A 20,122-nucleotide genomic window follows, 5' to 3' on the forward strand; every position below is an offset into this window, starting at 1 on the left:
TTCGCTTTGTATATTAAATATAGTATTATAAAAGAAAGGCTATGCCGCCGGCAAAAAGCCTAACCTATATTATAGCATGCCTTGCCGGGTTGCGAACAAAAAAATCCTTCTTTTTGTCGGGCAAAAAAGCGGAAATCCACGGGCGGACTCAGGCATTCTGCGACCGGCTGCGGCCATTATACCACGCGGCGGGCAGCTTGCACAAACTTTTGCAAAACTTTTTGAAAAAATCGAATTTGAGAAAACGGGAGAAAACAAGAGCAAGAAAGAGAATAAAAGAGTTTGACCAGATTAAATTAAAAATATCGAAAAAAGTGCTTGACGCGGCGGACAAAGTAGGATATAATCACTCTTGCGTCAAAGTGCGCTTTCAATGGAATGTTTCCCGCGCCCACCGGCGCGACTGTTCAAAACAAATTCAGGAGGAAAATCGACATGAGCACTACTCTCGCTAAACCCGCCCAGATCGAGCGCAAGTGGTATGTGATCGACGCCGCGGGCAAGCCCCTCGGCCGCGTTGCTGCCCAGGCTGCTGTTCTGCTGCGTGGCAAGAACAAGGTTACCTTTACCCCCAACGTGGACTGCGGCGATCACGTGATCGTGATCAACTGCGACCAGGCTGTTCTGACCGGCAAGAAGCTGGAGAAGAAGTACTACCGTACTCACTCCGGCTGGATCGGCGGCCTGAAGGAGATCCAGTACAAGACCCTGATGGCGGAGAATTCCGACAAGGCTATGTACGTTGCCATTAAGGGCATGATCCCCTCCAACACCCTGGGTGCCAAGGCCATGACCCGTCTGCGCTGCTACAAGGGCGCTCAGCACGAGCAGGCTGCCCAGAAGCCCGAAGTTTACGAGTTTTAATAGGAGGCAATAGAGTATGTACGAGACTAAACCTTACTTCTACGGCACCGGTCGTCGTAAGAATTCCGTTGCCCGTGTTCGCGTTTACAACGGTACCGGCAAGATCACCATCAACGGCCGCGATATCGATGATTACTTCGGCCTGGAGACCCTGAAGCTGATCGTTCGTCAGCCTTTGGCTGTGGCCGAGGTTGAGGGCAAGTTCGACCTGGTCGTTCGCGTTGGCGGCGGCGGTGTTTCCGGTCAGGCTGGCGCTATCCGTCACGGCCTGGCTCGCGCCCTGCTGCAGTACGACGAGAACCTGCGCCCCGCTCTGAAGAAGGCTGGCTTCCTGACCCGCGATCCTCGTATGAAGGAACGTAAGAAATACGGCCTCAAGGCTGCCCGTCGCGCTCCCCAGTTCAGCAAGCGCTAATCAGCACTTCAAACTGGTTCAAAGATGCTCAAAAACCCCGAAAAACTGCGGTTTTTCGGGGTTTTTCTGTTTCACATCTTCTGTTGCAGCTTGTCTGATTCTGGCAGGATTTGAACTGTTCTAACCCTGTTTTTCTTGATTAAAAATGGGGCAACCGGCCTTTTTTGACCCCATTATGATTAAAAAATGGGGCAACCGGGAGCCAAAATCGAGCCGTTTTTGAGGTGCTTTTACCCTGTCCCTTGCCCCTTCGTTTACGAGCTTTTCGTTATGGTTTTTCTTTTGAAAGGGCTGGCCTGATTTGTCAGTATTTGACCAAACCGAATCCGGTTTATCTTTTCTTCCCTCATGGTGTCCAATACCCTTAAGGCTGGCGAATACTCGCACATTTGCGCTGCACGTCTTTGAACAGCTACAATGAAGGCGAAAAGGAGGACTGCACTATGAGGAAACAGAAATTCAAGGTATACCTCACCCCTGCCGAAAACAGCATTGTAATCCAGAGCCTCAATCATCTGCGTAACACCCTGCTGCGGGAAAATCGAGACACCGGCTGCGTGGATGATCTTTTGCTCAAAGTCATGTGCGCCCCTGTCAAAAGAATTTGAAAACTACATATTGTGCCGACTAAATCAAGCCGTTTATTCTTTTCATAGAATAGGCGGCTTTTTTTCATGCCCATTTTGCAGCATACATAGCTGTCCGTCTTGCCAACGGGCAGCTAAATCTATTAAAAAGGAGGACATGAAAATGCCGGAACAGAGAAGCCGCCCGAAGGAAGGCCGTGTTATCGCATTGGCCAACCAGAAAGGCGGAACAGGCAAAACCACCACAACGGTGAATCTGGGCATTGGTCTGGCCCGCCTGGGACAAAAAGTTCTGCTCATTGATGCAGACCCCCAGGGCGACCTCACCACTTGCCTGGGCTGGCAGGATCAGGACAGCTTGCAGACTACTATCGCCACCATCATGGAGAAGGTGATCCGCGATGAGCCGTTTTCTGTGGATGAGGGCATCCTGCACCACAAAGAAGGTGTTGACCTCATGCCAGCCAACATTGAGCTGTCTGCTATGGAAATGAGCTTGGTAAACGCCATGAGCCGGGAGTTCACGCTGCGAACCTATGTCAACGAAGTCAAGAAGAACTATGACACGGTTCTGATTGACTGTATGCCGTCCCTTGGTATGATTACGATCAATGCGTTGGCGGCGGCTGACAGCGTGATTATCCCGGTACAGGCCCACTATCTCCCGGCCAAAGGCATGACCCAGCTCATGCGAACCATCGGCAAGGTTAGGCGGCAGATCAACCCGTCCCTCAAAGTGGACGGCGTACTGCTGACCCTTGTGGACGGGCGCACCAATCTGGCCAAGCAGACGGCAGAAACCTTGCGGCAGAGCTACGGGAGTGTTTTGAAAATCTATCGTTCCGAGATTCCCGTTGCAATCAAAGCCGCAGAAATCAGCGCCGCTGGCAAGAGCATCTACGCCTATGATAATGGAAGCAAGGTAGCTCAGGCTTATCCTGCACCACCCGGAAGGCGTTGACCTGATGCCTGCTGACATTCAGCTCTCCGGCATGGAGGTCTCCCTGGTGAACGCCATGAGCCGTGAGACCATCCTGCGGCAGTATCTGGACACGCTCAAGGGACAGTATTCCCATATCCTGATTGACTGTCAACCATCCCTGGGTATGCTCACGGTCAACGCCCTGGCCGCCGCCAACAGGGTCATAATCCCCGTTCAGGCGGAGTACCTGCCCGCCAAGGGCCTGGAACAGCTGCTCCAGACCGTAAACAAGGTGAAGCGGCAGATCAACCCCAAGCTCCAAATCGATGGTATCCTGCTGACGATGGTGGACAACCGCACCAACTTTGCCAAGGAGATCGCCGCCCTGCTGCGGGAGACCTACGGCAGCAAAATCAAGGTGTTCGGCACCGAGATTCCCCATTCCGTCCGGGCAAAGGAAATCAGCGCCGAGGGCAAAAGCATTTTTGCCCATGACCCTAATGGCAAGGTGGCCGAGGGCTACAAGAATCTGACCAAGGAGGTGATAAAACTTGAAAAGCAGCGCGAAAAAAGTAGAACTGGCTCCATACGATGACTTGTTTTCTACCGAAGAAAGCCGCCAGGATGCCAAGCTGGAAAAAGTACGGGAAATCCCGCTGTCTGAGCTGCATCCTTTCAAGAACCATCCCTTCAAAGTCAAGGATGACGAGGCCATGATGGAGACCGCCGACAGTGTGCGGCAGTACGGTATTCTGGTTCCGGCGATTGCCCGCCCGGACCCGGAGGGCGGCTATGAGCTGGTTGCCGGTCACAGACGGCACCGGGCCAGTGAGCTGGCCGAGAAAGAAACCATGCCGGTCATTGTCCGCGACCTGGACGATGATGCCGCCACCATCATCATGGTGGACAGCAACTTGCAACGGGAGAGCCTGCTCCCCAGCGAGAGGGCCTTTGCTTACAAGATGAAGCTGGAGGCCATGAAACGGCAGGCCGGTAGGCCCACCAAAGAAAATCGTTCCCAACTTGGGAGCGATTTTGGAAAGAGGTCCAGTGAACTGTTGGCTGAGCAGGTTGGCCAGAGTAAAAATCAGATTTTCCGCTATATCCGCCTGACGGAGCTGATTCCCGAACTGCTGGATATGGTCGATGAAAAGAAAATCGCCCTCAATCCGGCTTATGAGCTGTCCTTTCTCAAAAAAGAAGAACAGCGGGATTTGCTGGACGCGATGGACAGCGAACAGGCTACCCCCTCTCTCTCCCAGGCCCAGCGACTCAAGAAATACAGCCAGGAAGGACATCTGACCCTCGATATGATGCGCGTCATCATGGGCGAGGAAAAGAAACGCGATCTGGACCGGGTAACTTTCACTTCCGATACCCTTCGGAAGTATTTTCCCAAGAGCTACACGCCCCAGCGGATGCAGGAAACCATTATCAAACTGCTGGAGGCGTGGCAGAAGAAGCGCCAGAGAGACCAGGAACGATGAAAGGAGCCGCCTATGAGGGATATTTCAGCCCGTGAGCTGAAAGGACACAATATTTTAGCCGTAGAGCGTTTTCAGGATAACACCCGCTGGATGATCGAGTTTTCCGTTCAGCGTCCCTGTTCCTACGGCAGCCCCGGCGATGAAATGCGGCTGTTTCTCACGGAGGACGGGTATCAGGCCGCCCTCGTAAGCCAGAAGCGTCGGGAAATCAAAATCAAGCGGTATGCCCGTGTGATCGAGGGCCATGTGCTCGACTTCAAACCGGACAAGCGCCGCCGCCACCCGTAAACTCATCATCACTACGAAAGGAAAGGAATGGATATGTGGCCTATCGGCAGGCTGGTTACTCCAAGAAATTCCGTGAGGAACATGAGGAAGAAATCCTGCTCCATCAGGCAGCCAAAAATGCCTTTGATGATATGGGCGTCAAGAAGCTGCCCAAAGTCAAGGAGCTACAAACCGAGTACGCCCGACTCCTGGAGAAAAAAGAAAAAGACCTATGCCGAGTACCGGCACTCCCGTGAAGAAATGAGGGAGCTGCTGGCAGCAAAGGCTAATGTGGATCGACTTATGGATACAAACGTTGAGCCGTCAAACTCCAAAGAACATACTCTATTCGACAGAAGCTGATTTAATAAAAACACAGGCTGAAACCGATGCAGTTTCAGCCTGTGTTTTTTATATCCTATTATTGTCGCCCCACTCACACATTCCATCAAGAATCGGAATCAAAGACTTTCCTCTCTCGGTAAGGCTGTACTCTACTTTCGGCGGAATTTGAGGGTATTCCTCTCGATGAATTAACTGGTCCGCTTCTAACTCCTTCAAGGTTGAACTCAGAGTTTTATAGGAAATATCGCCTATATACTTTTTCATTTCATTAAACCGGACAACCCCAAACTCCATCAAAGTATAGAGAATTGTCATCTTGTATTTTCCGTTAATCAGCGAAAGCGTGTAGCTGAATCCGGTTGTTCCAAGACATTCATTTGCAATGCAGCGATCACTCATTTTATGCTCTCCTTTAGGTAAGTATTAAACCTTCATGTTAGTATCGCACTTGAATGTGCGTACTTGTTTTCTGATCCATTCTTGCTATGATTATAATATCGTTAGAAAACAAAGTCAATCCCACAAGCAAAAGGAGGAACGCCTATGCAGCGTTATCAATCATTGGGTATGCCATTCCAAATCGGAAACCTGACAATTAAAAACCGTTTCTGCATGGCCCCCATCGGCGGTGGACAGCACCATTTGCCGGGTGGCGGTCTGAAAGATGAAACTATCCAGTATTTGGTGGAGCGGGCCAAAGGCGGCTTTGGTCTGATTTTTACCGGTGCCTTAGCTGCCGACTGCACGGTTGACCCGTACACTGGGATTGGTCCTGCCATTCTGCAAAATCCAGATGCCTTCAAAATGACGGCAACTGAACTGAACGAGCGAACCAACGGCTACGGCACCAAAGTGTTCGCCCAGATTACTATGGGCCTGGGGCGCAACTACCCCGACTTGCCCGCTCCGTCCTCGGTTCATGTTTTCCGCCATCCGGGCACGTTCTCTCCAGAACTCACTCATGACCAGATCAAATCAAAAATTGAATCGGTCATCAAAGCGGCTAAAATTGCTCAGGATTCTGGTTTTGCAGGAGTAGAAGTCCACTCGATTCACTGGGGCTATCTGCTGGATCAGTTTGCACTGTCCATGATGAATCACCGGACAGATGAATACGGCGGTAGCCTGGAAAACCGGTTGCGAGCCGCCAAAGAAATTCTGGAGGGCATTAAGCAGGTTTGCGGCAGCAAGTATCCTGTGAGTATGCGGCTGGGCCTGAAAACCTATGTGAAAGATTTTGAGAAGGCAACGCTCACCGGGGAGGAAGAAGCCGGACGCACGCTGGAAGAAGGCATTCGGATTGCCCAGCTGCTGGAATCCTACGGTTATGACTGTCTGAGCGTGGACACCGGCACCTATGACTCCTTCTACTACGCCTGTCCGCCTATGTATATGCCCAAGGGCTTTGTGGTTGAACTTGCCGCCAAAGCGAAAGAGGCGGTCAAAATCCCGATCCTCGCCGGGGGGCGCATGAATGACCCGGATATTGCAGAGGCTGCAATCCGGGACGGGAAAATCGACGCTGTGGTCATGGGACGTGCAGCTCTGGCCGATCCGGAGTATCCCAACAAGGTTCTTACTGGACATACTGAGCGTATTCGTCCTTGTATTGCCTGCAACCAAGGGTGCATCACTCGGCTTCAGCAGGGCAAGCAACCATCCTGCGCCGTGAATCCGGCAGCTATGCGAGAAATGCGCTATGCCCTCAAACCCAGTGTTCAGCAGAAAAAGGTCGCTGTGATCGGCGGCGGTGTTGCCGGAATGGAGGCCGCGCGGGTGGCGGCGATTCGAGGCCACAAAGTTTCCTTGTATGAGAAGAATCAGGAACTGGGTGGTAATTTAATCCCTGGTGGTTCCCATCGCTTTAAGAAAGAAGTGCGGGAACTGAACGCTTGGTATCGAAATGAATTGAGCCTCCTTCCGGTGGAAGTTCATACCGGGGAGGCAGTTACGGCAGAGCAGGTCAAAAATATGGGTGCGGATGTGGTCATTCTGGCGACTGGCTCTACCCCCATTATGCCGAGGGTGCCGGGTATCAACGACCCAAAGGTGGTTGGTTGTATGGACGCCTTTGCTCACCCGGAAAAGGTGGGACAAAGAGTAGTTGTGATTGGTGGCGGCTTGGTTGGCTGCGAGATGGCGCTGGACTATGCGCAGGAAGGCAAAGAGGTAACTGTGGTAGAGGCCCTGCCCAAGATTCTCTCTTCCGGTATTCCTTCTCCTATCCCCAATGGCCAGATGATCCCCGATTTGTTTGAGTATCATCATGTGAATGTACTGGAAGGACACAAACTTTCTGCCGTAGTGGACGGAAAAGCCATTCTCGACTGTGATGGACAGAAAAAAGAACTGGAAGCTGACACCTTTGTAATTGCTGTTGGATTCCGTCCTGCTCCCTCCATGGCGCAGGAGCTCAGTGATTGCGGCGCTGCGGTCTATGAGATCGGTGATGAGCAGCAGGTCAGCACGATTCTTCATGCTGTATGGGATGGTTACGAAGTAGGTAACAACATTTGATATAAGGCGATACGCTTTATATAAACGCAAATTCTATTTTAAGGAGGCATTTCTTATGAGAGCACCATTGAAAGAATATCAGGCCGTAGAAGCAGCCGCCATGAAGTTTGTCAAGAGTGTGGCTGAGGGCAACAGCAAGTATGCCAAGGAACTCTTTATCGACGAGGCGGTGCTGTTCGGCTATCTGGACGGCAATCTGGAGCACGGCTCTATCGAGCAGTTCTATCACAATGTGGACACGGTACCTGGCGGTGACAACTTCCAGGCCCGCGTGGATGTCCTTCTGGTGGAGGAGTCCCTGGCGGTCGTCCGCGTCCTCGAAGAAGGCTGGGGAAACCGCATCGACTTTACCGATGTGCTGTTGCTTCTGAAGATGAACGGCGAATGGAAATGTGTTGCCAAGGCGTATAACCAGAACTCCAACACGATCCAGAAGTAAGCCAATTCCCAGAAAAGCGCAAAGCGGGCAGGTTTATTTTTGTATCGCCTGCCCGCTTCTATTTTGAAATTCGGGAAATACAAAGGAGGAATCTGATTATGAGCAAGAAAATCGTTGTCATTACCGGCAGCCCTCGCAAGAACGGTAACAGCTTTGCTATGACGGATGCTTTTATTAAGGCGGCAGAGGCCAAGGGGCACACCGTTACCCGGTTTGATGCCGCCATGATGAATGTTGGCGGTTGCCATGCCTGCGAGACCTGTTTCAAGACCGGGAAGGCCTGCTCCTTTGATGATGATTTCAACATGATCGCTCCGGCTATCCTGGAGGCTGACACCCTGGTGTTCACCATGCCGGTGTACTGGTACTCCATCCCTGCCCAGATCAAGGGGGTCATCGACAAAATCTTTTCTCTGGTAGTGGGCGGCAAGGACATTGCTGGAAAAGAATGTGCGCTGATTGCCTGCTGCGAGGAGGAAGATCGCTCTGTGCTGGATGGTGTCCGCATTCCCATGGAGCGTACTGCCGCCCTGAACAAGTGGAAGATGGTGGGCGAAGTCCTGATACCCGGCGTTCTGAATGTGGGCGACATTAACAAGACGGATGGCTGTGCGCAGGCGGCAGCACTGGCCGACAAAATCTGATTGGTACGGAGGTTTTTTTATGAGCAAAAAAATAGTGATATTAAATGGAAGTCCCCGTAAAAGCGGTAACACCTCTGCTCTGGTAACAGCGTTCAGAGAAGGGGCAGAAGGTGCAGGCCATACCGTAACGGAGTTCTTTTTGGATAAAATGAATATTCACGGATGCAAAGGATGCTTTGGCGGACACAGTGACCGAGAGTGCCCCTGTGTCCAACAGGATGATATGAACCAAATTTACCCGGCAGTTCGGGATTGCGATGTGGTTGTTCTTGCAAGCCCACTGTATTACTGGACCATGAGTGGGCAGCTGCGTACCGCCTTTGATCGTCTGTTTGCCCTGGAAGAAGGCGGTAAAAACTTGCTCCGTGGAAACGGGAAATCTTCCGCTCTTTTGATGGCGGCTGAAGGTCACGGCTTTGATGATGCCGTCCTCTATTACGACCACCTGATGGAGCACCTGCATTGGAAAAACCTTGGTCATGTTTTGGCCGGAGGCAATATGGATGTGGGTGACATCAAAGGCAAACCGGAACTCCAACAGGCCTATGGTCTTGGCAAATCCATTTAGAAGGAATTGGCTATTATGAAAGAAATTACTCTGCCGAAGGCTTCCAAACTGACCTCCCCAAACCCGGTGACAGTGGTATGCACCCAGAAACCGGACGGTTCCACCAATCTTGCCACGGTGTCCTGGTGGACCTACCTTTCCTATAACCCTAACATGATCGCTTATGCCATGGCCAAGACTTCGTATAGCGGAGAGATGGTACGTCTTAACAAGAAAGTGGTCCTCACTATTCCCGGAGCAGCGATTTCAGATGCTGTACTGGGATGTGGGATGACTACCGGCTGTGATACTGATAAAGCTGCCAAGTTTGGTATCGAACTGACATTGGTAGAGGGGAGTTCCATCCAGATTCCTATCCATAGCCGGGTCGCTATCGTGTGCAATCTGAAGGAATACCTTGAAGTAGGCGATCATTACCTGTATATCTGTGATGTGCAGAAAGTCTATGGGGACGAAGCGGAGGAAGGGGTGTTTGCCTGGAACGGCTATGGGAAAATCGCTCCCGCCAAACAAGGTGAATAACCGGAGGTAATTCAACAGAAATAACGAAACAGACGACCATGAGGGAAATCTGTAGGTCATAACTATCGCTATGATGGCAATCGTTAAAAGCGTTCACAGAACGCGCAGCCGCAGAATGAAATTCTGCGTTCATGGGGGCTTGGGGGATACCCTCAACAAGCAGCGCCGGAAGCCGAATGGCTATCCAAGGGCATTGCTTGCCAGCGTTAGTTGCGCTTACATCTTATTCGATTTTTCGCATTCTTTTCGGTACTGGGTGGGTAGCACCTGTACTACATCTTTGAACGCCTTAGAAAACTTTCCTTGGGTTTCATACCCTACCTGTGCGGCAATATCAGCGATGGTCGTATCCGTATCCCGCAGCAGTTTCATAGCCTGCCGTATCCGATATTCTTTCATGTAGCTGGCGATTGGCAGACCATATACAGCCTTGAACACCTCTTTCAACGTGGAGGTATTGATCAAGTACCGCTTGGAAAGCTCATCAATCGTAAAACGCTGATCCAGATGCTCCGTCAGCAACTGATGGATTTCTTTAATCAGTTCTGTCTGCTGGGAGAAATATTGTGTCAGACATTTTCGAGTGGACTGAAAATCGTTCAGATAGATTAACAGCTCTTGAACTTTCAGTTTGAGATAGGGGTAAAGTATCTCGGAACGGACAGAATACAAGGAAGCAAAAATCCGATCCAACTCTGGACAAGCAGAAATGGCAACTGGTTTCCCGTCACAAAACATACTCTGCAATCTCGTAGGATCTACACCAGCTTCCTGTACTATGTCTGGACAATCTGTCGCTAAGTATTGCAAATCGACAGAAATTGAAATCCCTTGTGCATACCCCAATGGGAACATCATGTCGGAATCGGCGCAGCAAGCGGTGCTGTGCGCCGTCATGTCGCCTGCGCCCAGATAGATGGCCGTACCGCCACGCATATTCCAGCCGACCCGTCCGCTGCGGCAGTGGAACAATTCCAGCATGGAAGCGGAAGCGTCATGATGGAATGCTATTTGAGGGGCCAGAAAAATATTATAAGACGCTTCTATTCCAGGGAAAAGTACATATGTTTCCACCTTGCCTTTCCCAGAAGTCTTGGCCGAAAACTGATCGGTCAAGAGGGTTGGACCTTGCTCCGAAGCAAAATGGCGCACTATGGATAACTCGCCGGAAGGAACATCTCTCAACATTTGCTCAATATGAAATCGTTCTTCAGGCTTCATGCAAGACCTCCTCTCGTGAGCCTTCTGTGGGGCAGATGATCTTTACCAATTTTTCAATCGTATGATGGAGCAGTTGGGCTGGTTCTGTATCGGCCGCCTTGTAGTAGACTTCCTTTCCTTCACGGCGGCTCACGATCAAACCGCTTGCCTTCAACTGTTTCAAATGATGAGACACAGCAGGACTGCTCATTTGTACCATCGCCGAAAGATTGATGACACATTCCTCACAATGACACAGTAACCAGAAGATACGAATGCGGCTTCCATCACTGAGCAGCTTGAAAACATCGGCAACGGTTTGAAAGTCATCTGCGCGGGGCATATGATCGAATGCTCTCTCTAATGCCTGACCATGATTATGAGGCAGATGCGCTTGCGGCATATCGGGTCCCTCCCTTCTTCAAAATCATACCACATCGTGAAGGAATAAGGAACCCATTTGCGTTTACTCTGCCTTCGGAACGTCGTGCGTGTAATCCAAAATCCGAATATTTTCCCCTGCCTCTTTCTGGACCAAATCCTTCATTCGTTTGGCAAACGGACAGGGATACCCGATAGGCGTGCCCTTCTGGATACAGGAGGCGAACGCAATGGTATCAGCACCCAGTTCAATCAATTTGCGGGCGCGCAAAACCGACTTTTTGCCTGGGCAGCCGCCGCAGTTGATAAAACCGACGATCTCGCTGTTGTCCTCTCCCTGGAAGGAGCCGGTATGCTCCCGGATCGCCTTAAAATCCGCGATGCCAGGGCAGTAATCCTCCGTCTGCATACAGCGAATAATTCCAACTTTCATCATGATACATCCTCTCTTTTTGTTTTTATATAGAATAGGCAGATACCACTGAAACGCAAATACACGCACTTTCCAGGGGATTCAAGTATGTGCCGATTCCGCAACCAAGCATCGTGCAAAATCCGCCAGGTTATGGGCTGGCGCGGTCCGAAGCATGGCCTCATCCAAGGCGTTTTCTCCCAAGCGATAGCGGTCCAGGGCATCGGCATCCTTAAAAATCCGATAGAGCAGGACGCCGTGTTCAAAGCCAGCGAGCGCAGCTTCTCCAAGGCCGTCCTCCTGGTCGTGATACGCCATGATCTGATAAACGCGCTCATCATAAACAAGAGGGTTGGTCCGGCAGAACTCTTTATAGTAGTCGGCCGCCCGCTGCCCATGTCCCACATCCAGCCAGTCATCTTGACGGCGGGAATCGTGAAAAACTGCCGCAGCCCCGAGTGCGTCCCGCAGTTCTGGGGACAAATCCATTTTTTCCGCAATCAAAAGTGCATACAGCAATACGCGGGCGCAGTGGGCTTTGGTGTGCTTCTCGCTGTCTTTCAGGGAAAAGTCCACCTGTTGCTCCAAGAAGAGGTCCCAACGGTCATAGTCACGTTTTACAGCTTCTGGAATTTTCATGCGCCGCACGCCTCCCGGAGCGCGGACAAAATATTGCTCAAAGGACCGTCCAATCCAAAGGAACGGGATTTGATGTCATCGGTGATGTAGATTTCCCCCAGATTGATGGTCACATAGGCGGCGTGGGGCTCCTGCGCCACCAGGCGCATGAGCGGAGCCTTGATAAGCTGATTGCGCCAACCGATGCCCAGCTCCAGCACCACCAGCTTCTTGTCGTGGTACTGGTGTAAAAATGCCTGCATCCGCTGCTGGGCCGCAGTGTCGGGGATGAAGTAGGAACCGCCCTCCATATGGACCTCCATCGGCCCGCCACACTTGGGGCAGTGGGGGACGAGTTCCAACGGGATCTTCCCGCCCTGCTCGGCGGCGGCCATCTTCTCGGCCAGTTCCAGCGTGGGGTACAGCGTGTCGTGGCAGGGGCGGGCGCACTGCATGGCCAGCCAGTTCCCCTCGACCTCATAGATTTTCTCCGGGGCAAAGCCGCTCATCTCAAAGTGACACTCACCATTGGAGGTAACGATAAAATAGTCCTTATCTCCCACGATGGCCCGCAGGTCCTGCATGACCGGCGTGGGTTTGTATTCGCCGCAGTAGTGGTGGATCAGGCGGGACCAGAACCCCCACTTTTCTTCCTCGGACGGCCAGCGGGCTCCCATGCCTTGCAGTATGCACCGCAGGCCATATTCTCGCTTGAGGTCACCAAACAATTCCTCGAAGGCTTGGTTATCAGCAAAGAGATGCAGCCCTTCTGTGATGGACAGTCCGTTGCTGGCCCCGATCAAAATAGCATCGGCGGCCTGGATGGCTTCCGCCACAGGTTTCAAATTTTCCATACAAACGCTCCTTTCCCTTATCCCGACACACTGCCAGTTTTGCATAATTTTTGCCTCAGCCGGGACAGTGTCTCTGCCAGGTCCCCCTGCAAATAGAGGCTTTTCCCTTTGAGGTGCTCCGGCGCATGAGAATCTTTTTGATTCAGACAGGCGTAAAATACATTCTCGTTTTGGGCGGTCAACTGCCAGAAGGGCAGCTTGATAATGCTGGGCGTCATCTCGCCCACGCCCAGCTCCAGCAGCAGGAGTTTCTTCCCGGTCTGTTCCATCAGCCAATGGCGGAGGAATGTGCGGTAACGGGCAACACCTTCCTGCCAGGCGGTTCCTTCTAAAAAGGTATCGTCCCGCACCCAGGGGATCAGGACACGCCCGCAGTCCGGGCAGCGGGGCACCATCTCCTCCGGCAGATTTACGCCGTCCAGAGCCTGTGTCAGCCGTTGGACCAGGCTGTGGTTTTCCCAAATCTGGTCTTGGCAGGGCTGACAACATTGACAGAATCCAAAGTCCCCTTGGAAGGTACAAACTTGGTCTTTGGAAAACGACCGAGAAACCTGCATATCCACATTGGTGGTCAGGATAAAGGCAGGCTTACTGCCAACGATTTCCTTCAAATCCAAGTACGGCTGTCCGATAGGGGTTTCCCACATGAAACGAATATATTGACTGTAATAGGCCCATTGCGCGCCGTAGGAAGAAAAACAGTGATAGAACCCGGCAAAAGGTGAGGAAAATCTGTAATATTCTTGAAATGGTGCCAATGCCTTCGACAAGGCCGGAGACCAGTGGTAATGGTCGTAGCCCGCCGCGCTGGACAGCCCGGACCCGGCGCCGATCAGGACTGCATCTGCAATCTCGATTTTTTCGGCCAGTTGGTCCAGTATCGGCTCTGTCATTGTACTGGCTCCTGGCTGCCTGCCGACCGGGCATCCCGCAGCACCTTGGCAATGTCCTCTACAATAACCATGCCCTTGTCCTCCAGCTGCTTGGGCAGGAAGTTATGCTGGTTGTTCACGGCGATATACCGGGCGTGGGGGAAACTGAGAGTCAGGTTCCAGAACGGCTCCTGGATGAACATGGGAGTCAGGCGGCCCACGCCCAGCTCCAGGAACAGGATCTTGCTGTCCTTGTGCGCCAGCACATAGCGGGAAATTTTCTCGTATTGCTCCTCGTATTTTCTGCCCTGCAGAAAGTTGCCGTACCCCCGCACCCAGGGGAAGGCCTCCCCGCCGCAGTGGGGGCACCGGGGAATCAGTTCGGTGGGGATGGCGGTATGTTCGCCCATTGCCTGTACCATCTCAGTCACCGGGCCCACCGCGTCCCAGGTGTCGTCGGTGCAGCAGGCGGCACACTGGAAGAACCGGTGATCGCCCTGAATCTCCGCCACTTTTTCCTCCGGGTAGAGTTTGACAAACTGGGTGTCCTGGTTGGTAGTCAGCACAAAGAAGTCCTTGCCCTTCAGCAGCGCGTCCAGATCCAGGTAGGGCGGGCGGATGGGCGCGGTCTGGGTGGTGTGCAGGAAGGTGGCCAGATAGCCCCAAAACTCCTCCCGGCTGGACCAGTGGTGCATCATGCCCGCAAAGGCCCCCTTGAAGTGGTACTTCTCCGCATACTTGCCAAAGTACTTTCGGTAAGAGGCATTGTCCTCATAATAAAAGTCCCCGCCGCCTGCCGCCGACAGGCCAGAAGCACCGCCAACGACAACACAGTCGGCTTCCCGAATCGCCTGAACCAGCCGGGCGATCTGCTGGTCGTAGGGAAGGGCGGGCTTGTCCGTCAGTTCATAGGGGGTGCGCCCGGCGGCGTAGATTGAATAATAGCGGGAATAGTTCATCTGTGTCTGGGTGACCAAATCTTCGTAAAAGCTCATGGGGTTCAACCTCTCTGCTTGGGTGTTATTTTTACTTTAACAGCATATTCATCATAGCACCCGCTTGCATCTCTGTCAATATGCTGTTATAATATTTTTAATATCAACAAGAGAGGACAGCTGCATGAAATATCCAACCAAATTGAGCGACGCGGTCCATATTTTGGCCTTCCTGGCCCTGCATCCGGGGGCTAATCTGACCAGCGAAAAAATCGCAGAGAGCGTCCAGACCAACCCCGCCTATATCCGCCAGCTGATGTCGGCGTTGCGCAAGGGCGGGCTGCTCATCAGTGTCAAGGGGCATCCCCGGCCTGCGCTGGCCCGAGAGCCGGAGGCTATCACCCTGTTGGACGCTTACCGGGCTGTGGAGGGCGACAAGCCCATTCTCCACCAGGACACCCACACCAACCCGGCCTGTGGCGTGGGGGTCAATATCCAGCTGGTTCTGGCGGACTGCTACCGGGAAGTACAGCAGAGCGCCGAAGAGAAGATGCGACAAATCACCCTGGCGGAGATCCTGGCTCGGTATTACCAAAAGCTGGACCACCAAACACCCCATGCAGACCAGGAAGGAGATGCTATTTACGAACGGACATAAAAAATTCGGACTTGTCGTGGAGGGCGGCGGCATGAAGTGCGCCTACAACGCCGCTATTTTGGACCTGTTTCTGGATGAGGGAATTGCCTTCGACTACTGCATCGGCGTCTCGGCGGGCTCCGGGAATCTGGTGTCCTATCTGGCCGGGCAGCGGGGGCGCAACCTGCGCTTCTTTACCGAGCACATCCATGACCCGGAATACTTCGGACTGAGGAGCCTGCTGAAAACCGGCGACCTCTTCGGTATTCAGCATATCTATGGAGACCTGACACGGGCGGATGGGAAAGACCCGCTGGACTTTCCGGCGTTTTGGAACAATCCAACGGAATACGAGGCAGTGGTTACAAACGCGCTGACGGGCAAGCCGGAATACCTTGGCAAAGACGCTATGAAGCAGGACGATTACCGCCTGATTATGGCATCCAGCGCCATCCCGGTGGCCTGCCATCCGGTGGAACTGAATGGGGTGCCCTACTTTGATGGCGGTTTGACAGACGCCATTCCCGTCCGCCGGGCGCTGGAGCGGGGATGTGACAAGCTGGTGGTGATCCTCTCCAAGAACCGGGATTATGTGAAGAAGCCCCAGGGGATGCGCGCCCTCTACCGTCGGGCCTGCCGGGAGTATCCAAACATCGTGGCCGCCCTGGACCGGCGGCACACCGTCTATAATGCCAATTTTCAGGATGTGTTCGCCCTGGAGCGGGCGGGAAAGGCCTTTGTCCTGGCTCCCAGCGAGCCCCTCCATGTGGGCACCTACTCCATGAAAGAGAAAGCGGATCAGGAGTTATACGATCTGGGCCTGCGGGATTTTGCCGCACAGAAAGAAAAGCTGCAAGGCTTCTTATCCACTTGAGGGGCAAATGAAGCAAGCAAGAAAGAAGATATCCTTATGCGCAAAAATGTAAAAATTACAGTACTTCGCACAGAATACTATCAAGACCTGGCAGAGCAGTATGCGATTCCGAATCTTGGAATGTGTCCCTTCCACCAGAAAGGACAGGTGCTCTACAGCGATGGCATCAACCCGCCAGAGGGGATGTGCGGCGTGGCCTGGCAGGACCTGGAACCGTGGGTGCGCCAGTTATCCGAGGGCGGACTGCTCCAGCCATCGGGCACCTGGTTGAAGGATGATTCCATCGGCGTGTTTGCCTGCCCGGATGGTGTGCGTCCGGTCATCTTTCTGCTGGAGGCTGTGGATTGACAATGGAGTGGGCTGGTGGGAAAACAAGGTGTCACTGGGTCAGTCCTGACGATCCGCGCTACATCAAGTATCACGACGAGGAATGGGGCGTGCCTGTCCATGAGGATCGCAAGCTGTTTGAAATGCTGATTCTCGAAGGGTTTCAGGCGGGACTCTCTTGGGTATGTATCCTCAAAAAGCGGGAGGCTTTTTCCCGTGCGTTTGATGGGTTTGATGTTCAGAAAATCAGCGCCTACGATGCCGATAAACTGGCTGCTCTGCAAGACGATCCCGGCATCGTCCGCAACCGGCTGAAGATCCAGGCGGCGGTGACCAATGCCAGAGTGTTTCGACAGATACAGCAGGAATGGGGCAGCTTTGACCGCTATCTTTGGCACTGGACCGACGGCCAAACCGTCTGCGAGGTAGGCCATGTCAGTTCTCCTTTGTCGGACTCCATTTCAAAAGATTTGAAGAAACGCGGTATGAAGTTTGTGGGCACTGTGATTATATACTCATATCTGCAGGCAGTTGGTGTTATCAATTCCCATGAACCAGACTGCTTTCTACGTACTCATCCATGCTAAATCAAGTTGAAACCAGGAGAGCCGGAACGGTTTAGGCACTGCCCAAACTGTTCCGGCTCTCTTATTGCATTTTTGGAATGAGGATTTCATGCAAAACAGGGCGTTTCCCTTACGGAATATATTTTAATCCCCACTGGGAAATCGTATAAAAGACAGGCATTAGATCCCGCCCCTTCTCCGTTAAGGAGTATTCTACCCGCAGCGGCATTTCGTTGTACTGAATACGCTGGATCAGCTCGCTGGTCTCCAGCTCCTTCAGGGCATTGGTCAGGGCGGCGTTGGTAATGGGTTTCATCATCTTCTTCAGCTCCCCAAAGCGCATCGGGGATTTGATGCACAATTCGTAGAGAATTTGCAGTTTCCATTTCCCCTGCAGCATCTGGATCACCGGCGTGACCGGGCAGTTTCCACTTTCCGTCAGAATCACGCTGCTCACTTTCTCAGTAAATTCTTCATAGGTCATGATGATAGTTTACTCCATTCTACAAGTGGTATCTTTTTCTATACCAGATATAAATGTTTTGCGTACTTGATTGAATTGTTTTATCAGGTATAATAAATATACCGTAAGTTGGCCGTGCCGTCAACGACTAAAAATTTTAAGAAAGGTCTGAATACCATGAAAGAACTGAACATTATGGAGGCCACTGTCCTCACCTCCCCCAATCCTCTGACACTGATCTGCTCCAAAAAGGAGGATGGCACCACGAACCTGGCCCCCATCTGCTTTGTCTCCTACCTCTCCTTCAATCCGCCGATGGTGGGTTTCGCCACCGGCAAGCAGTCCCACACCGGCAAGCAGGTACGGGAGACTGGCAAGGTGATCGTCACCGTTCCCGGCGAGAGCCTGGCGCAGACTGTCATGGCCTGTGGAGCGTCCACTGGTGCCAAGACTGACAAGGTGGCAGCCAACAACATCGAGATGATGGCTGTGGAGGGCAGCGATATTCAGATTCCGACGGACACCAAGCTGGCGATGGTGGCTACCCTGCAGCAGTCAGTGGAAGTGGGCGACCATATTCTGCATATCTGCCAGGTGGACAAGTTCCTGGGCGATGAGAGCAAGAAGGGCCTGTATGCCTGGAACGGCTTCGGCAAAGTTGCGCCCGCCGTGGAGGGCTGATTCTTTCGCAATACCAGAGAGGAGGCGGCCAATGTCGGTCTGCATTAAGGATTTGATTCAGAATATGAACCTGGTCATCGGCTGTCCCATCGGGTGCAGCTACTGCTATGCAAGGAACAATGTCCGGCGGTTCCATATGATCGATGATTTCGAGAAACCGGAATTTTTTCCGAATAAGCTGCGGCTGATGGACAATCAGCGCCCCCACAATTTTCTTCTGACTGGGATGAGCGATTTTGCCTTCTGGGAACCAGAATGGCGGGACGAAGTATTTGATAAAATGGCCCAGAACCCGCAGCACCAGTACATTTTTCTGACCAAGCGCCCGGAAACCATTTCGTTCTCCACCTCACTGGACAATGCTTGGTTTGGAGTGACTGTCACGTCCAGGAAAGAGAAAGGCCGCATCCAGGCGATGAAAGAGCATATCCACGGGGGACACTATCAGGTATCCTTTGAGCCCATGTTTGATGAGATTGGTGAAGTGGACTTCTCCGGCATCGAGTGGATCGTCATCGGCACCGAGACGGGGCGGCGGAAGGGTAAATCCGTGTCCAAGCCGGAGTGGGTGTGGAACCTGACGGACCAGGCCCATGCTTTGGGTATCCCTGTCTTTATGAAGGAGGACCTGCTCCCCATCATGGGCGAGGCGCAGATGGTGCAGGAGCTGCCACTGGCCTTTCGGCGGGTATTGGAGGAACAGGCTACATGGCAGAAATAAAGGAAAATGGAATCCTGATTCGAAATATTGAAACCAAAAATATTATGACAAAATCCGCCCTGCCGGTGGGCGGCTATTCCGTCAACCCTTATGTGGGCTGTACCCATGGTTGCAAATACTGTTACGCCTCTTTTATGAAGCGATTTACCGGGCATACCGAACCTTGGGGCACATTTCTGGATGTGAAGCACTGGCCGGTAATCAAAAATTCGCAAAAGTATCAGGGGCTGCGTGTAGTCATCGGCTCTGTGACCGATGGCTACCTACCACAAGAGGAGCAGTTTTGCAACACCAGACGGCTCTTGGAGCAGTTAAAAGACAGCGGCGCGGAGATTTTGATCTGTACAAAATCTGATTTGGTTCTGCGGGACATTGACTTGCTGAAGGGGATGGAAAAGGTCACGGTTTCCTGGTCAATCAACACGCTAGACGAGGATTTCAAAAGCGATATGGACAACGCCGTCAGTATCAAGCGGCGGTTGGATGCCATGAAGCAGATTTATGATGCGGGCATCCGCACAGTCTGTTTTATCGCTCCTGTCTTTCCAGGTATCACAGACTTCGAGGCCATCTTTCATCGGACAAAAAATCAATGTGACCTGGTGTGGTTGGAGAATCTGAACTTGCGGGGTGCTTTCAAAAAAGAAATTTTAGATTATATTCAAAAGAAATACACTAATCTTTATCCGCTGTATGACACAATCTATAACAAGGGCAACCGTAGCTATTTTCATGCACTGGAGGAAAAGGCAGAAGAGCTGGCAAAAAAATACAACTGCCTCTTTGTAGACAACGAACTGCCATACGGACGGGCAGAGCCTGGGCATCCGGTCATCGTGGATTACTTTTACCATGAGGAAGTGCGCGGCTCGGAGAACACCGGACGGCGCAACAGAGAAGAATAATTCGGATAATAGAAAAGGTTCTGACATTGAGCTGCGTTTCAATGTCAGAACCTTTTTGCATAGATATAAGTATTTACCCGTTCAGAAGTTTTCTTTGCC

At 52.2% G+C, this 20,122-nt stretch carries 28 protein-coding genes and 2 pseudogenes; 21 read left to right on the forward strand and 9 right to left on the reverse strand.

The window, feature by feature from the left end; genetic code table 11:
• Positions 1-41: 41 nt before the first annotated feature.
• From B5G03_RS16980 to B5G03_RS04245, 9 genes and pseudogenes are all read left to right on the forward strand, one after another.
• Positions 42-455 (forward strand): hypothetical protein, encoded by a 414-nt coding sequence (locus tag B5G03_RS16980; RefSeq protein WP_140401635.1) that lies wholly within the window; start codon positions 42-44, stop codon positions 453-455.
• Positions 436-864, forward strand: coding sequence for a 50S ribosomal protein L13 (rplM, locus tag B5G03_RS04215; protein WP_058967082.1), 429 nt, complete (start codon positions 436-438; stop codon positions 862-864). Before B5G03_RS16980 ends, rplM begins: the two co-directional genes overlap by 20 nt.
• Positions 865-880: 16 nt before the next feature.
• A complete protein-coding gene (rpsI, locus tag B5G03_RS04220; RefSeq protein ID WP_058967081.1) occupies positions 881-1,279 on the forward strand; it encodes a 30S ribosomal protein S9 in 399 nt (132 codons plus the stop codon).
• Positions 1,280-1,722: 443 nt separating this feature from the next.
• Positions 1,723-1,887, forward strand: coding sequence for a hypothetical protein (locus B5G03_RS17570; RefSeq protein ID WP_009258166.1), 165 nt, complete (start codon positions 1,723-1,725; stop codon positions 1,885-1,887).
• A gap of 142 nt (positions 1,888-2,029) precedes the next feature.
• Entirely contained in the window at positions 2,030-2,827 is a 798-nt protein-coding gene (locus B5G03_RS04225; RefSeq protein WP_087180516.1) for a ParA family protein, read from the forward strand.
• Positions 2,802-3,383: pseudogene (locus B5G03_RS04230) on the forward strand (ParA family protein); the annotation flags it as partial. The gene B5G03_RS04225 and the pseudogene B5G03_RS04230, both read left to right, overlap by 26 nt.
• Entirely contained in the window at positions 3,340-4,275 is a 936-nt protein-coding gene (locus B5G03_RS04235) for a ParB/RepB/Spo0J family partition protein (protein ID WP_087180518.1), read from the forward strand. The pseudogene B5G03_RS04230 and the gene B5G03_RS04235, both read left to right, overlap by 44 nt.
• A gap of 12 nt (positions 4,276-4,287) precedes the next feature.
• Positions 4,288-4,563, forward strand: coding sequence for a DUF5720 family protein (locus B5G03_RS04240; protein ID WP_087180519.1), 276 nt, complete (start codon positions 4,288-4,290; stop codon positions 4,561-4,563).
• Between the two features lie 17 nt (positions 4,564-4,580).
• A pseudogene (locus B5G03_RS04245) lies at positions 4,581-4,905 on the forward strand (relaxase/mobilization nuclease domain-containing protein); the annotation flags it as partial.
• A gap of 48 nt (positions 4,906-4,953) precedes the next feature.
• Here the strand turns inward: B5G03_RS04245 and B5G03_RS04250 are convergent.
• Positions 4,954-5,286 (reverse strand): winged helix-turn-helix transcriptional regulator, encoded by a 333-nt coding sequence (locus B5G03_RS04250; protein ID WP_087180520.1) that lies wholly within the window; start codon positions 5,284-5,286, stop codon positions 4,954-4,956.
• Between the two features lie 144 nt (positions 5,287-5,430).
• Between B5G03_RS04250 and B5G03_RS04255 the strand changes: the two genes are divergently transcribed.
• The 5 genes from B5G03_RS04255 (at position 5,431) to B5G03_RS04275 (ending at position 9,577) form a co-directional block, all read left to right on the forward strand.
• A complete protein-coding gene (locus tag B5G03_RS04255; protein WP_087180521.1) occupies positions 5,431-7,404 on the forward strand; it encodes an oxidoreductase in 1,974 nt (657 codons plus the stop codon).
• 55 nt (positions 7,405-7,459) lie between these two features.
• On the forward strand, positions 7,460-7,843 hold the full coding sequence (locus B5G03_RS04260; RefSeq protein ID WP_087180522.1) for a nuclear transport factor 2 family protein: 384 nt from the start codon (positions 7,460-7,462) through the stop codon (positions 7,841-7,843).
• 98 nt (positions 7,844-7,941) lie between these two features.
• Positions 7,942-8,487, forward strand: coding sequence for a flavodoxin family protein (locus B5G03_RS04265; protein ID WP_087180523.1), 546 nt, complete (start codon positions 7,942-7,944; stop codon positions 8,485-8,487).
• Positions 8,488-8,506: 19 nt separating this feature from the next.
• Positions 8,507-9,055 carry a flavodoxin family protein gene (locus tag B5G03_RS04270; RefSeq protein WP_087180524.1) on the forward strand — a complete coding sequence of 183 codons (549 nt, stop codon included), beginning with the start codon at positions 8,507-8,509 and terminating at the stop codon, positions 9,053-9,055.
• 15 nt (positions 9,056-9,070) lie between these two features.
• Positions 9,071-9,577 carry a flavin reductase family protein gene (locus tag B5G03_RS04275; protein ID WP_087180525.1) on the forward strand — a complete coding sequence of 169 codons (507 nt, stop codon included), beginning with the start codon at positions 9,071-9,073 and terminating at the stop codon, positions 9,575-9,577.
• Positions 9,578-9,793: 216 nt separating this feature from the next.
• On the opposite strand, the gene B5G03_RS04280 is transcribed toward B5G03_RS04275, so the two are convergent.
• From B5G03_RS04280 to B5G03_RS04310, 7 genes are all read right to left on the reverse strand, one after another.
• Positions 9,794-10,798, reverse strand: a complete 1,005-nt coding sequence (locus B5G03_RS04280; RefSeq protein ID WP_087180526.1) for a helix-turn-helix domain-containing protein — start codon at positions 10,796-10,798, stop codon at positions 9,794-9,796.
• Positions 10,788-11,180, reverse strand: coding sequence for an ArsR/SmtB family transcription factor (locus B5G03_RS04285; RefSeq protein ID WP_087180527.1), 393 nt, complete (start codon positions 11,178-11,180; stop codon positions 10,788-10,790). The genes B5G03_RS04280 and B5G03_RS04285 overlap by 11 nt, the downstream gene beginning before the upstream one ends.
• 63 nt (positions 11,181-11,243) lie before the next feature.
• Positions 11,244-11,591 (reverse strand): CGGC domain-containing protein, encoded by a 348-nt coding sequence (locus B5G03_RS04290; protein WP_087180689.1) that lies wholly within the window; start codon positions 11,589-11,591, stop codon positions 11,244-11,246.
• A gap of 81 nt (positions 11,592-11,672) precedes the next feature.
• Positions 11,673-12,209 carry an HD domain-containing protein gene (locus tag B5G03_RS04295; protein ID WP_087180528.1) on the reverse strand — a complete coding sequence of 179 codons (537 nt, stop codon included), beginning with the start codon at positions 12,207-12,209 and terminating at the stop codon, positions 11,673-11,675.
• Positions 12,206-13,042, reverse strand: coding sequence for an SIR2 family NAD-dependent protein deacylase (locus tag B5G03_RS04300; RefSeq protein WP_087180529.1), 837 nt, complete (start codon positions 13,040-13,042; stop codon positions 12,206-12,208). The genes B5G03_RS04295 and B5G03_RS04300 overlap by 4 nt, the downstream gene beginning before the upstream one ends.
• Before the next feature lie 17 nt (positions 13,043-13,059).
• Positions 13,060-13,935, reverse strand: a complete 876-nt coding sequence (locus tag B5G03_RS04305; RefSeq protein ID WP_087180530.1) for an SIR2 family NAD-dependent protein deacylase — start codon at positions 13,933-13,935, stop codon at positions 13,060-13,062.
• Entirely contained in the window at positions 13,932-14,909 is a 978-nt protein-coding gene (locus B5G03_RS04310) for an SIR2 family NAD-dependent protein deacylase (protein WP_206423599.1), read from the reverse strand. Before B5G03_RS04310 ends, B5G03_RS04305 begins: the two co-directional genes overlap by 4 nt.
• Before the next feature lie 124 nt (positions 14,910-15,033).
• Between B5G03_RS04310 and B5G03_RS04315 the strand changes: the two genes are divergently transcribed.
• Genes B5G03_RS04315 through B5G03_RS04330 form a run of 4 tightly spaced genes read left to right on the forward strand, consistent with a single transcriptional unit; the run spans position 15,034 to position 17,274 of the window.
• On the forward strand, positions 15,034-15,507 hold the full coding sequence (locus tag B5G03_RS04315; RefSeq protein ID WP_087180532.1) for an Rrf2 family transcriptional regulator: 474 nt from the start codon (positions 15,034-15,036) through the stop codon (positions 15,505-15,507).
• Positions 15,485-16,360, forward strand: coding sequence for a patatin-like phospholipase family protein (locus B5G03_RS04320; RefSeq protein WP_087180533.1), 876 nt, complete (start codon positions 15,485-15,487; stop codon positions 16,358-16,360). The genes B5G03_RS04315 and B5G03_RS04320 overlap by 23 nt, the downstream gene beginning before the upstream one ends.
• 36 nt (positions 16,361-16,396) lie before the next feature.
• Entirely contained in the window at positions 16,397-16,708 is a 312-nt protein-coding gene (locus B5G03_RS04325) for a TIGR04076 family protein (protein ID WP_087180534.1), read from the forward strand.
• 2 nt (positions 16,709-16,710) lie between these two features.
• Positions 16,711-17,274, forward strand: coding sequence for a DNA-3-methyladenine glycosylase I (locus tag B5G03_RS04330; RefSeq protein WP_087180535.1), 564 nt, complete (start codon positions 16,711-16,713; stop codon positions 17,272-17,274).
• A gap of 109 nt (positions 17,275-17,383) precedes the next feature.
• Here B5G03_RS04330 and B5G03_RS04335 read toward each other — a convergent pair whose 3' ends face one another.
• Positions 17,384-17,737 carry a winged helix-turn-helix transcriptional regulator gene (locus B5G03_RS04335; RefSeq protein ID WP_087180536.1) on the reverse strand — a complete coding sequence of 118 codons (354 nt, stop codon included), beginning with the start codon at positions 17,735-17,737 and terminating at the stop codon, positions 17,384-17,386.
• Between the two features lie 156 nt (positions 17,738-17,893).
• On the opposite strand from B5G03_RS04335, the gene B5G03_RS04340 reads away from it, so the two are divergent.
• From B5G03_RS04340 to B5G03_RS04350, 3 genes are read left to right on the forward strand one after another with little or no spacing between them, the layout of a single operon-like run.
• Positions 17,894-18,397, forward strand: coding sequence for a flavin reductase family protein (locus B5G03_RS04340; protein ID WP_087180537.1), 504 nt, complete (start codon positions 17,894-17,896; stop codon positions 18,395-18,397).
• 31 nt (positions 18,398-18,428) lie between these two features.
• Complete coding sequence (locus B5G03_RS04345) at positions 18,429-19,118, forward strand: radical SAM mobile pair protein A (RefSeq protein ID WP_087180538.1); 690 nt, start codon at positions 18,429-18,431, stop codon at positions 19,116-19,118.
• Positions 19,106-20,023 (forward strand): radical SAM mobile pair protein B, encoded by a 918-nt coding sequence (locus B5G03_RS04350; protein ID WP_087180539.1) that lies wholly within the window; start codon positions 19,106-19,108, stop codon positions 20,021-20,023. Before B5G03_RS04345 ends, B5G03_RS04350 begins: the two co-directional genes overlap by 13 nt.
• The last annotated feature ends 99 nt before the right edge of the window (positions 20,024-20,122 follow it).

It is taken from the genome of Gemmiger sp. An50 (assembly GCF_002161595.1).
Taxonomy (GTDB): Bacteria; Bacillota; Clostridia; order Oscillospirales; family Ruminococcaceae; genus Allofournierella.